General features: G+C 36.0%; 13 protein-coding genes. 2 read left to right on the forward strand and 11 right to left on the reverse strand.

The genetic code is table 11. The features are described from left to right. Positions 1-33 precede the first annotated feature (33 nt). The gene (locus HWV59_RS13055; protein WP_175639062.1) at positions 34-3,216 is read right to left on the reverse strand and encodes a DEAD/DEAH box helicase; all 3,183 of its coding nucleotides are present in this window, start codon (positions 3,214-3,216) and stop codon (positions 34-36) included. A 235-nt stretch (positions 3,217-3,451) separates the two neighbouring features. Here HWV59_RS13055 and HWV59_RS13060 point away from each other — a divergent pair, with 235 nt between their 5' ends. After that, positions 3,452-4,009, forward strand: a complete 558-nt coding sequence (locus HWV59_RS13060) for an NUDIX domain-containing protein (RefSeq protein WP_407941576.1) — start codon at positions 3,452-3,454, stop codon at positions 4,007-4,009. A 41-nt stretch (positions 4,010-4,050) separates the two neighbouring features. Here HWV59_RS13060 and HWV59_RS13065 read toward each other — a convergent pair whose 3' ends face one another. The 6 genes from HWV59_RS13065 to HWV59_RS13090 form a co-directional block, all read right to left on the reverse strand. Continuing rightward, a complete protein-coding gene (locus HWV59_RS13065; protein WP_175639064.1) occupies positions 4,051-4,284 on the reverse strand; it encodes a hypothetical protein in 234 nt (77 codons plus the stop codon). 68 nt (positions 4,285-4,352) lie between these two features. After that, positions 4,353-5,348, reverse strand: coding sequence for an LLM class flavin-dependent oxidoreductase (locus HWV59_RS13070; protein WP_175639065.1), 996 nt, complete (start codon positions 5,346-5,348; stop codon positions 4,353-4,355). 12 nt (positions 5,349-5,360) lie between these two features. After that, the gene (locus tag HWV59_RS13075) at positions 5,361-5,645 is read right to left on the reverse strand and encodes a DUF3219 family protein (RefSeq protein WP_175639066.1); all 285 of its coding nucleotides are present in this window, start codon (positions 5,643-5,645) and stop codon (positions 5,361-5,363) included. A 188-nt stretch (positions 5,646-5,833) separates the two neighbouring features. After that, on the reverse strand, positions 5,834-7,153 hold the full coding sequence (locus tag HWV59_RS13080; RefSeq protein WP_175639067.1) for a M48 family metallopeptidase: 1,320 nt from the start codon (positions 7,151-7,153) through the stop codon (positions 5,834-5,836). 94 nt (positions 7,154-7,247) lie between these two features. After that, the gene (gene bluB, locus HWV59_RS13085; RefSeq protein WP_175640055.1) at positions 7,248-7,898 is read right to left on the reverse strand and encodes a 5,6-dimethylbenzimidazole synthase; all 651 of its coding nucleotides are present in this window, start codon (positions 7,896-7,898) and stop codon (positions 7,248-7,250) included. Between the two features lie 268 nt (positions 7,899-8,166). Then, positions 8,167-8,307 (reverse strand): hypothetical protein, encoded by a 141-nt coding sequence (locus tag HWV59_RS13090; RefSeq protein WP_175639068.1) that lies wholly within the window; start codon positions 8,305-8,307, stop codon positions 8,167-8,169. 162 nt (positions 8,308-8,469) lie between these two features. Here HWV59_RS13090 and HWV59_RS13095 point away from each other — a divergent pair, with 162 nt between their 5' ends. Beyond that, positions 8,470-8,655 carry an alpha/beta-type small acid-soluble spore protein gene (locus HWV59_RS13095; protein WP_026562562.1) on the forward strand — a complete coding sequence of 62 codons (186 nt, stop codon included), beginning with the start codon at positions 8,470-8,472 and terminating at the stop codon, positions 8,653-8,655. Between the two features lie 46 nt (positions 8,656-8,701). Here the strand turns inward: HWV59_RS13095 and HWV59_RS13100 are convergent, their stop codons facing one another. The 4 genes from HWV59_RS13100 to HWV59_RS13115 form a co-directional block, all read right to left on the reverse strand. Further along, entirely contained in the window at positions 8,702-9,205 is a 504-nt protein-coding gene (locus tag HWV59_RS13100; RefSeq protein WP_175639069.1) for a GNAT family N-acetyltransferase, read from the reverse strand. A gap of 134 nt (positions 9,206-9,339) precedes the next feature. Continuing rightward, complete coding sequence (locus HWV59_RS13105) at positions 9,340-11,310, reverse strand: TRAP transporter permease (RefSeq protein ID WP_175639070.1); 1,971 nt, start codon at positions 11,308-11,310, stop codon at positions 9,340-9,342. Continuing rightward, positions 11,303-11,812: a DUF1850 domain-containing protein gene (locus HWV59_RS13110; protein ID WP_175639071.1), complete on the reverse strand. Its 510-nt coding sequence runs from the start codon at positions 11,810-11,812 to the stop codon at positions 11,303-11,305. Before HWV59_RS13110 ends, HWV59_RS13105 begins: the two co-directional genes overlap by 8 nt. A 75-nt stretch (positions 11,813-11,887) precedes the next feature. Next, positions 11,888-12,892, reverse strand: coding sequence for a TAXI family TRAP transporter solute-binding subunit (locus HWV59_RS13115; RefSeq protein ID WP_102231440.1), 1,005 nt, complete (start codon positions 12,890-12,892; stop codon positions 11,888-11,890). Positions 12,893-13,065: the final 173 nt, after the last annotated feature.

Genomic DNA, 13,065 nt, shown 5'->3' on the forward strand with positions numbered 1-13,065 from the left:
TAGGAAAAAGCCCTCAATATGAGGATTGAAGGCTTACAGCATTAATATTTCTCTAATATCATCTTCTGTTAGACTTTGAGATATATCACCGTTGGAATCAATGAGTTCCTCTACAAGATTCCTTTTTTTATCTTGAAGTTCATTCATTTTTTCTTCTATCGTTCCTTTGGCAACAAGCTTTAACACGGTAACAGCGTTTTTCTGGCCAATACGGTGGGCACGGTCGGCTGCCTGCTCTTCTACAGCAGGATTCCACCATGTATCATATAGTATGACTGTATCCGCACTCATCAAATTTAAGCCAGTCCCTCCAGCTTTTAATGAGATGAGAAAGTAATCTCTCTCCCCTTGATTGTATCGCTGACAAATTTCAACCCGCTCTTCAGATGGAGTTTGTCCATCAAGATAAAAGTATGAAAGTCCTCTTAATGTGAGTTCTTTTCCAATGAGCTCCAACATTTTCGTGAACTGTGAAAAAATTAACAACCTTTTCCCGGCATGTTTTGCTTCTTCAATAATGTGAAAAAGCTGTTCAAATTTTGCTGAACTTCCTGTATATCCGTCTACAAACAGTTTTGGATGACAACAAATTTGGCGTAATCTCGTTAATCCTGCTAAAATTCGAATTCTATTTTTTCGAATGGTATCTTTATCTAAATGTTTTAATGTGTCATGTCTTAGTTTTGCTAAATACGCTGCATAAAGTTTCTTTTGCTCTGGAAGAAGTTCAACAGAATCAATCTCTTCGTATTTTTTAGGAAATTCATGTAGTACGTCCTCTTTTATTCGTCTTAATAAAAACGGACGAATTCTGCGTGATATCGTCTTATTTGTCAACTGGCTATAATCCTTTAATCCTAAGAACAGCTGTGGAAACACAACATGAAAAATCGACCAAAGCTCTTCTACTGAATTTTCTACAGGAGTACCTGTAAGAGCAAATCGATTGTTTGCCTTAATTTTCTTAACAGCTCTAGCAGTTTGTGTTATAGGATTTTTAAAGGCTTGTGCTTCATCATAAAATACGGAATGAAATTCTTGTTTTTCATACCACATAATGTCTTTACGTAATAATGGATAAGACGTAATGACGACATCTAAGTTTGTTAAATCCTTTTGCAGGGCTTCACGATCTGTTCTGCTCCCATCTAATACGACAGCTTGTACTTCCGGAGCAAACGTGAGCAGTTCACTTAACCAATTATAGGTGAGTGATGAAGGACAAATAATAAGAGCAGAAGTTTTCGTGTCACGAATCGTTGAAAGCTCTGACACAATAAATGCGATGCTTTGGATCGTTTTCCCAAGACCCATATCATCTGCCAGTATTCCTCCGAACCCATAGTGAGCAAGTGTTTTCATCCACTTGTATCCTGTTTTTTGATAATCCTTTAAAATCGATTCCAGGCTGTCAGGTATTGGAAAGTCAAGACTGCCGGGATCTCGAATTGTTTGAAGAAAATCACGAAAAGAAGCTTCTACTTGAAATGATTCATTGCTATCGACATAATCAAGCAGTTGAATACACTGCTCAAACGGTAAATCCAGACCATTAGATAAGCTTTTATTCTCAAGAAAAGGAGTTTGAAGAAAACGTTGAATTTCCTGAAACTCTTTCGATTCAAGTGAAAGCAATGAGCCATTTTTTAATCGATAATATTTTCTTTTTTCCTCGAGTGCTGCCAATACTTCCCGGATTTGCTTTTCTGCAAATCCTTCCATTTCAAACTTGAACTCTAACCAATTTGTCCGTTCCTTTTTCATTCTAATTCGTATCTGTGGTTTCATCTTATCCTTAAAGAGGCGGGAGCGAACAGCAGTTGTTGCATATACTTGGGTCAGCTTATGAAGTTTTGGAACAAGATAATACAAAAATTCATATTCGAGTTCTTCATTTTGAAGATAATAGCCTTCTTCTGTTTTCGAAAACATTGCCTCTTCCATTAGCTTTAAAATTTCATTTTCTTTTTCAACATCCCTTATGAGCAATGTGTTCGTTGGCGGCTCACGTGTTTCAAGCGGATTAAGAATGATCGTATCATATTGAAATTCAATACTTGCAAGTAAACGATTTTTAATTCGATCTAAATACAGTTTTGCTACTAATGGCGTTTTCATCATTAAATTTGTTATGTCAGTTGATAAGGATACTTTGCCAAGTCTACGAAGACCTGGAACCACTTTTTCAATAAAAATGCCTATTTGATTTTGAGGAATCATCAGTCGATTAGTGCCAGAGGATTTGAGCATCTGCTGTATTTCAAATAATCGATTTGAATCTTCACTCTCCAAAAATGTAACTGTATTTACATATAAAACACATTGATATGGCTGAAAAACTACCAGTTTGTCTAGCCCATCAATAGATAGTTCATAGCCATTATGGTGTGCTCTACTCAAATGAAAATCTATTGGAAGCAAATCGTTTGATTGCTTCATCCTATAATATCGTTTTTCCTTATCTTCTATCTTCACGATCGGTGCTTGCAAGAGCAGCGGAAAAAGCTTTCCAAATGAGGTCGGTGGAATCAATAACAACTGAGCATGAGATGATCTATGGTCATTGTATATTTTCTCGTCATGAACAATTCCAATAAGCTGTTGTAAAATCATATCATCTTCTTTGAGGAAGCAATGCTTGTCATGATTAAACGTAAATGATGCAAGTTTGATACTATTCCCATGCTTTAATTTTTCTAAAAACAAATGGATGTTTTCAACTTTTTGTTGTTGAATGCTTATCTCTATACCAAGTAAGTGATGTCCGTCTTCCGCTTTGAAAGGTTTACAAATAAATTCCGCTTCCAGTACATCCCGATTTTCAAAGTGTCTTTGATGTTGACTTGACCGTATTGAAGACCCATTAAATAAACCAAATAATCCTTCTGTTAATTGATCGGGTGATGAGTTATTTTCTACCGGCCCTGTCACTTTTCTTTGCTGTTCATAAATTGATAACAATACAGCAGCAACATGCTGACAATCTTTATCAAAGGAAGCTAGCTTGGGACATGTGCATGCCGCTCTGAATTCTCCTTTTTCATCATGTTTTATAGTTACGTGAAAATTTTCTGTACCAGAGACTGTTGCGTTATATTGATTGTCTTGATAAGAATCAAAGACTACTTTATTCGCGTGATAAAAAGCACTTCCTCTTTTAAAGGATGTTATGCCACACACTTCTTTTATGATTTGATGATTTAGTCTTATTGTCAATGTCTGGCCTCCCTTTGAAGTGAACTTTTAATAGTGAGATGAATGTCAAAATACAGTTTACCATGAATTTAATCAGTATTGGTAATGAGAAATAACTCGGACATTTCCTGGGCAAGCGCAAAAACTGTCATTTCTCTTACTGATTCGTTAAATTTTTCACTCTATTTTCTACAAAATAAAGGGTATTGCGACTAGACAGGAGAATATAAACAAAGAATTTAAGAAAATAAGGATGATGAATTTGTCAGTTAACTTTTGTATGAAATGTGGTTCCAAAATATGTATTCGTGAAATCGATGGTGTAGAAAGATATGCGTGCTCCAGCTGTGAGTTTGTCTTTTGGGGCGATTATAGTATCGGAGTTGGAGGTTTAGTGATAAAGGATCACAAAGTTCTCCTTGTGAAACGTGCTCATAATCCCGGTAAAGGATATTGGACAAATCCAGGTGGATATATTGAACAATTAGAAAGTATTGAAGAAACAGTTGTGAGAGAGGTTAAGGAAGAAACAGGGATTACGGCAAAAGTGAATCGAATTGTCGCACTGCGTGATCTTCCACGCCAAGTACATAATGTTTATATTGCCTTTGCTATGGATTATGTGGAAGGTGACCCGATACCTGATGGCATTGAGTCAGATGAGGCAGGTTTTTATAGTCTTGATGAAATTGAAGAAATGAATGTAGCCCCATTTACAAGATGGTTAGTAAAAATAGCGTTTGAAGATGTTGAATGTGGACTACAAAAAGATGAGAAAACAATCCTAAAAGATTCTATCCTTTTTTCAATATAAAATACAACCCTCAACAAGGTAGTACATCTACTTTGTTGAGGTTATTTGTTTATGCTCTTCTTTACTTCATTCCTAATCAATTCAATAAGTTCTTCAGAAAGATTTGCGGGAAGAGAGGTGTTGTCTTCCAATACCCATTTGTTTAAGATTTCCAGGTCTGACTTATTAAACGTGATACTGTAAGTAGTATTGTTATGCGTGAATTCAGTTGTTACAGCTTCTTCACCATATAAGCCATCATCAATAATTATATGTGTAATTTCATAATCCTTCATTTTGTCATCTCCTCATTCAAATCGCTTTCCTTTCTTTAGAATAAGCGTTAAGAGATGGTTTATACATGTTACTTGAATGCTTTTGAAATTAGCTTGTAAGAAGTTAATCGATCTTCTGGTGAATGTGTGATCGTGACAATCATGATTTCATCAGCTTGATAAGAAGCTTGTAGATCTAGTAATTTCTTTTTAACTTCCATTTGATTACCAATGATCATTTTTTGTTTCATTTTTTCTACTTTATGCTTTTCTTCTTCTGTTAACGGATACTCTTTCGCCTTTTTAACTGAAGGAATTCCTTTGTTTCCTTCTCCTTTTTCTTTTTGAATCGCCCATATCAATGAACTTAACGCAATTTCTTCTGCTATTTCAGTCGTGTCTGCACATATAGCAGATACGGTAACGATAACATTAGGTTTATGTTCTTCTTTTTTTGGTTTGTATGAATCACGATATTGTTTGATAATATCCTGGCCGTCATTCTCACTCATAAATTGTCCAAATGCATAGCTCATTCCTGTTTCTGCTGCTAATAAGGCACTTTTTTTACTAGTTCCAAGAAGCCATGGTGCAGGTGCAGTTTCTGGAATTGGAGCTGCTTTTACCTTAGCGTATTCATGATCTGCTGGAAAATCATTATAAATAAAATGCAGTAACTCCTCTAATGATTTTGGTAAATCCCACACCTGCTGGAGAAATCGATCTGATAGTGCATTTGTTGCTTCTGCTGAACCACCTGGTGCTCTGCCAATCCCAATATCGATTCGATTAGGAAATAAGGTAGCAAGCATGTTATATGTTTCCGCTACTTTATAGGGTCTATAATAAGGCAATAATACAGCTCCAGAACCAATTCGTATTGTTTTAGTATTTGCACCTATATAAGACAACATCACTTCAGGTGCTGAGCATGCCAGCCCTGCTAAATCATGATGTTCTGCTATCCAAAAACGAGTATACCCAAGCTGCTCACCAACCTGTGCTAGCCGCTTTGATTCCTTTAATGCATCTTGAGGTGTTTGATTTGATGAAATGGGTGCCTGGTCTAATATACTTAGTCTCATCATATCGCCTCTCTAGTTTTCCTGTTCTATGATTTGCAATGAAAAACGAGATACTTGGTTTTCCTTATACAAGTTTGTTAAGGAAGTGGAATAATTATTAATTACACCATGAAAAGAAAGATTTTTTTCCTGTATTTTCACATCAAACTCGCTTTTATAAAGTAAAGTCGTGATTTCATGATATTTATCACTTGTAACTAGAAAATCAAAAGATATTTGCATAAGGTTATTTTTCGTTTTTTCTTCGTAATTGGTTATAGATATAGTTGTATCGTTTAACATAATTTCAGATACCATTAAATAACCTCCTAGTATTCATTATATGTATGTACGATCATATAATAATTTTCTCTTTAAGGAAAACAAATTGACTTGAGGAGAAATCTCTCCTAATAATATTTCCGAAAAAACACCAAATAAAAAAGATGAACCTGTTTATGTTCATCTTTTTGTATGGTTTATTCATTAAATCAATCTATACGTAATTAGAACGTATTAGGATCTTCTGAATAGGATTCAAGTAATTGAATAAATTCCTTATTATCATAATCGATAGCATGATCAATAGCTGACAGGCCATCTGTATCCTGTAACATTGGATCGGCACCAGACTCCAGCAATAATTTTCCTGATTCAAGGTCCCATGCACTTACAGCTGATATTAACGGTGTCCATCCGTAATCATCCTGGTGGTTCGGGTCTGCTCCATATTCAAGAAGAATTGGAACAAAATCAGGTCTCTCATTCATAACAGCAATCATAAGAGCACTTTCCCCGTATTCATTAATCGTATTAGGATCTGACCCATCCTCTAATAATTGTTCAACGGTTTCCACATCATTATCTACAATTGCTTGCATCAATGGCACATCTTCGTATCCAGTTTCATATTCATATGGATCTGCCAATTCACTTAAGAAATCAAGCTTAGAAATTGCTAATGTAGCTCCAACAGTCACACCAATAAATAAACCTGGTAAAAGGAAGAAAACGAGCACAATAATAAAAATAATTTGCTTGTGTTTGCTTACTAATTTTACAGTTGCGTTGTCACCACCATTAATAAATGTTTCGATTTCATGAATTCGCTTAGGAATTGGCGGGTGTGTTGACAATAATTCTGTTAGTGTTGCAAAGAACCCTTTTTTCTCATTATACTGCTCTAAATAATCATTTAAGTTGACTTTGTTATATAACCGTCTTCCTGCTGCTAAGATTAATAAACCATTAATTGCATTTTGGGGCTTTTCTGTATAATAAGCAGCCATACGGTCACAAGTATATTCAGCCATTCGTAGATAACTAGTTCCTAAGAAAGGAATCCACATAGCTAAAGAGACAAAGATGCTTTTTGAAATATGATTACGTTTTAAATGAGCCAGTTCGTGTGCAATGATATAATCGATATCAAAATCTGAAGATTCTTCAGCAATATCAACAAAATCAGAATATAAAACAACCATGTTTTTTCCTGATATTGCGAGAATTTTTGTCGCAAACGCATTTAATAATCCACCAGATTCAAGGATATAAACCTCAGGTATGTTTTTTAGTTCCATCTTAGCAGATAAGTTAACAACTTTTTCATACAAATCTGGAAATTGAGATTCGCGAAGTCTAACCCCGTTTAACTGAATATGTGACATCGAGATGATGTGTGAAAAAAGTGATATAAGACCAAGTACCAGGAAAATAAATATTCCGACGATAGATATAAGCAAATATAAAGCGGCCAAACATGTGGTAATGACACAAAAGATAAAAAGTGTTTCTTCATGCTTATGTACTAACTGATTTTCTTTCATTTAATATGTACTCCTTTATGAACTTATGATTTTAGAGAATGAAATACGTGCTTAAGATACACATGAAAGCCATTCATGTGTATCTGAATGTTCTTTATTCTACTAATTCCCCCCATTTGTTTTTATAAATTAAGTTTTGTAATGATTGTCTCTTTTCCCATTTTGCTGTTTCTAAAATGGGTGCCTTAGGATAAACATCTGTGTAGCCTAGAGAAATGAGTGCAACAGGATCGATATGTGGCGGTATTTTTAAGATATCACGAACATCTGCTTTTTTATAAAAACTTACCCAACCCATTGCGATACCTTCAACACATGAAGCTAACCACATATTTTGAATGGCACAGGCAGTTGACAACATATCAGTTTCCGGAATTGAATTTCTCCCTAACACATGGGCTCCGCCTCTAGTTGGATCACATGTAACACATATGGTAATAGGAGCTTCTTTAATTCCTTCAATTTTTAATTGAAGAAATGATGATGCCCGCTTATCTTCTTCATAGTGAATGGCAAGAGCTCTTCTTTCTTTATCCGCAGCCCAAGCTAATTTATGCTTCAAATCATCAGAATCAATTAAAATGAAATTCCAAGGCTGCATAAACCCTACAGAAGGTGCTTGATGAGCTGCTACCAAAATCCTATGGACAGCATCGGGTGGTACAGGATCACATTTAAAGCTTCGCACATCTCTTCTCGTTGCAATTACTTTGTACAAAGCATCTTTTTCTTCATTAGAAAACAACATATCGTATACACCTCAAATCTGTTTGATTAAAAAACTTACAAACAAGATCACTCTTAATCTAGTATACGTATGCTTTCAAAAAAGTAGACAAAATGAAAAATGAAAATCCGCCCAGTTCAACTGAGCGGGAAATACCTTTAACAACAGAATTAATACAAGGCATAGAGTGTAAGTGTTCAACAGATATCATCATATAAGAATGAATATGAAATATCAACAAAAATTTGGTTAAATTTACAAAAAATTCTTTTATTGAAATAACGATCTATTTCTCGCCTTGCTCATCATAAGCGATCAACACAATGTTCTCATTTGTTTCATTACGAAGTTCTTTTTCAAGTGTCAGGATTTTTTGAAGTTGATCAGGATCTAAATGTGCAACCGGAAATTTTTCAAACATATCCATCGGTCTTTTCCCCCTTTTTACTTTAAGATTCCCTTTTATGAAAAAGGTTATACTGTGGCTCATATTAGCTTTTTATAAAATATAGCAAATTGGACAAACTATTGTTGAGCATTTGATATCAGTGCTTAGAGTTCCAAAACCATTCAAAAGGGGTGTTGTACGATGGCAAGAAATAAATTAGTTGTGCCAGGTGCAGAAAATGCTCTTAATTCCATGAAAGAGGAAATCGCGAATGAATTTGGGGTACAACTTGGAGCCGATACGACCGCTCGCGCAAACGGTTCAGTTGGTGGGGAAATGACCAAGCGTTTAGTTGCTATGGCAGAAAACCAGCTTCGAAACCAATAATGTGATTTCATTTTTAGGGACCTCGAATGTTTTGAGGTCCCTTTTACTACTTTATATTCAGTCGAAAAGCTTTTACGATAACACCGTCGTTTGCAGGTTCAAAATCATATTTAGGTACACGTTCAAAACCTAAACCTTTATATAGGTTTATTGCATTTTTCATAAAATCAGCTGTATGTAATCCAATAAAATCAATGCCGCTATTCTTTGTTCTATTAATACATTCAGATACAAGTGCTGTCGCAATCCCCTGACCTCTAGCTTCAGAATTTACTGCAAGCAAACGAATTTCCGTATAGTCAACCTGCTCAACAAGTCCTTCATAAGCATCAGATTGAGGCGGGAACAATGCAACACTTCCAACTATTTTTCCATCTATTTCTGCAACGATTAACTCTACACCAGGTTGGGCATCGGCTTCAGATGAAATGGCAGTTTGCAGAGCTTGCCAGTGTTCTTCAGAAACGACACTTGCGTGTTCACTATATGCCTCTATCCTTTGTGTTCTTATTAATGGTCTTTCTTTTAGTAATGCGTCTCTAATATTCATTGATACGATCTCCTATCCTAATTACTTATAAGAAATAAAGTTACCTCATAATTTTATTTCTTCACTGAATAATCAGTCAATTTATATGATTAAAAAGCCTGAATCTATAGTTTATAGATTCAGGCTAGGTGAGATTAATTTGACATTTTTAAGGTGCTCTCTTTATTTCGTTTCCAAAAAATTTGTAGCGCAAGTAATGTAACAAAGGCAATGATACCTGTAATGTCAGAAATTCCTTCCGGGTAGATTAATAGCAATCCTGTAATGATGGCTATAATCCGTTCAGCCCAGTGTAACTTTCTAAACCAATACCCAATGATACCTGCACCAATCGCAATCATACCAGAGAATGCAGTTATGATAACCCAGACTAGCTCAAGCCATGTTGTATCAATCATGAGTAGCTGTGGCGAAAGAACAAATATATACGGGATAATGAAGGCGGCAATGGCTAATTTTGCTGAATTTACGCCGGTTCGTAATGGTTCCCCTCCGGCAACACCTGCTGCTGCGAATGCTGCTAATGCAACTGGAGGTGTAATATCTGCAATGATTCCAAAATAGAACACAAATAAGTGAGCTGATAAGTCAGGTACACCAAGCAAAATAATAGCTGGTGCAGCGATAGTTGATGTAATAACATAGTTAGCTGTAGTTGGTGATCCCATTCCTAGTACTAATGCTGCCAGCATTGTCAGCATTAATGTAGGGATTAAGTATCCCCCTGCAAGATCAATTAACCCATTCGCCATTTTTAACCCAAGACCTGTTTTCGTTACAATACCTACGATAATCCCTGCTGCTGCTGTTGCTGCAGCAACCCCTAATGCTGAACGGGCACCATCAACAAGAGCTAATACAAATTCTTTAGGTCCCATTCTTGTTTCTTTATTAATTAATCCAACAAGAATCGCAATTAAAATAGAATAAAGTGCAGCGTGTGTAACAATTACGCCTGACATTAATAGAACTATTACTGAAACAATTGGCAGCAATAAGTATATTTTCTTGACTACTTCCTTACGATCAGGCATTTCTTCTTTTGTTAACCCACGTAAGCCAATTCTTTTTGCTTCAAAATGAGTCATGATCCATATTCCAGCAAAGTAGAGAACGGCTGGAATTGCAGCTGCTTTTGCAATCTCCCAGTACGTAATACCGCCACCGATAAATTCAACCATAAGGAATGCAGCAGCACCCATGATTGGTGGCATTAGCTGGCCGCCGGTCGAAGCTGCTGCTTCTACTGCTCCAGCAAACTCTTTCTTATATCCAAGCTTTTTCATCATTGGAATTGTAAAGGAACCTGATGTAACAACGTTTGCTACTGAGCTTCCACTTATGGTTCCTTGTAGGGCACTAGAGAAAATGGCAACTTTTGCAGGTCCCCCAATTCTTCGTCCGGCAATTGAAACAGCCAAGTCATTAAAATATTGTCCTACACCTGTTTTCACCAGGAAAGCTCCAAATAACAGGAATAAGAATATAAAAGTTGAAGATACAGCAAGAGGAGTTCCTAAAATCCCCTCTGTTGTAAAGAACATTGTTTGAACAAGACGTTCGAGAGATAATCCTCTATGTGCTAAGAATCCAGGCATATATTGACCATAGATTCCATATAACAAAAAGAGTATGGCAATGATGGTAATAGGTAAACCAACTGCTCTTCTTGTTGCTTCCAAAACAAGTATAATCGCAATAATCCCAACGACAAAGTCTAAAGTTGATAAACGTCCGACACTCATAACTAAATCATTAAAGAATAGTGGCCAATAAGCTCCAACAGCAACACTTAGTAAGGCCAAAATTCCGTCGTACCATGCTATCTGCAGTTTTCCTTTTTGACGCTTCTTTCGATTAGCAGGGAATAGTAAAAAGATTAAGGAAAGTGCAAACCCTAAGTGGACGGTTCTTTGTATTTGAGCCGTAAATACTCCAAAAATAGCAGTATATAATTGGAATAGGGAGAATGCTAATAAACCTAAAAATGCTATCCAACCAATAATTCCAGTAAGCTTCCTTGTACCAGCTTCAGGATCATACTTCTCTAAAAGGGCCTGTTGCTCTTCTTCGGTTAAAGTTTTTATTTCTTCTTTATTACTCACTGATGTTCACTCCTTTTAATTGCTCCCAATATGAAATTTTTTGTGGTGACATTCTTATCCAGGTTCCTGGTTCTATAAATTTAGATAATGTATATGTGTGGTCCTTATAAATAATTCGATGATCCGCTCTCACTTGTCCGAGTCTTAAATCTATATATGGAAAGTGACGATTCATATTTGTTATATAGTATGTACCATTTCTTACCTCAAATACCTCGTCTCCTTCCGCGTTAGAAGGCATTCCAACTGCAAAATCTTTGTAAGAAAGCTCTTTTAGCGTGATCTCATTTTCCGAGGCGGAATATGTTTCGATCACATCTGAGAGGTGAATGGAATGGGTGTATTTAATTTGAAAGGTGTCTTCATTCTTTAAAGGTAAAAAGCAGAGAACTTGATCTTTATCTTCAAAGGTAAAGGCAATAATTTGTTTATAAGGAAAGAATAATAAAAATGCGATAAGCGAAAGTAGAGGTATGATTAGTAATGCTATTTTTAATTTCATAATACCCATCCTTACATGCAAAAAACATATGAAATCGATAGACCGCTCATGCGATCTATCGACATGTACAAGCAATTATTTTGAAATGCCTTTTTCTTCAAAATATTTAGCAGCTCCAGGATGAAGCTCCATATCACCTAAACCTTCAAGTGCAGTTTCAGCTTTAATAAGCTCTCCTTTTGCATGAGTGATTTGGTCAGTGTTTTCAAACATTGCTTTTGTCATTTCATAAACCAAAGTCTCATCAAGATCTTTAGAAGCGACTAACATTGCTTTAACAGCAACTGTCTTCACTTCAGATTCAAGCTTATATGTTCCACTTGGTACTGAATCTTCTGAGTAATATGGATATTTTTCCACTAACTCAGCAATCTTGTCATCAGCGAGCGGAACAATTACAACATCTGCTTGTGCTGATAATGCTTCAACAGCACCTGTTGGCGTACCTGCAGTAACGAATGCTGCGTCAATATTACCTGCTTGGATTCCATCAGTAGATTCATCAAATGATAAGTTTTGAGCTTTAATATCATCTGTTGTTAAACCATGGATTTCTAGAATTTGCATCGCATTGATGAAAACACCTGAACCAGGAGCACCGATAGATACTGATTTTCCTTTTAAATCTTCAACTGATTTAATACCGCTATCAGCTGTCGTAACGAGTTGAATCGTTTCAGGGTAAAGAGATGCAATCGCTTGGATGTTATCGATAGCAGCGCCTTCAAACATTTCCTTTCCTTCTAGAGCATAAGAAGCAATGTCCGTTTGAGAGAAAGCAATTTCTGCTTCACCATTTCTCAATGTTTCCATGTTCTCAGCAGATGCCCCGGAAGTTTGAGGAGTAATATTTGCATCAGTGTTATCAGAAATAATATTTCCGATTTGTCCACCAAGTGGATAATATGTACCACCAGTACCACCAGTTAATAGGCTAAGGTTTTGTTTCCCGCCATCAGTGCCACCTTCTTCTTCACCAGCTCCACTTGTACCGCCTTCATTACCACCGCCACAAGCAGTAATAATCATTGCGAGTGTGAGTACCATGATGAATAAAAAACTACGACGAAGTTTTTTCATTGTGTAAAGCCCCCTTTTTTTGGTAATTTTGTGAATAAAAACACATCATTATACTACCATAGGTTATAATAAGCTTGTCAATTGAAATGTTAGATTTTTCGACATAGAGTTTGGTGATGTATGGGATGTAACATATTGAAAAATCACGATTTCATTAATCTTACAAATATGAG

The organism is Metabacillus schmidteae (assembly GCF_903166545.1).
GTDB lineage: Bacteria > Bacillota > Bacilli > Bacillales > Bacillaceae > Metabacillus > Metabacillus schmidteae.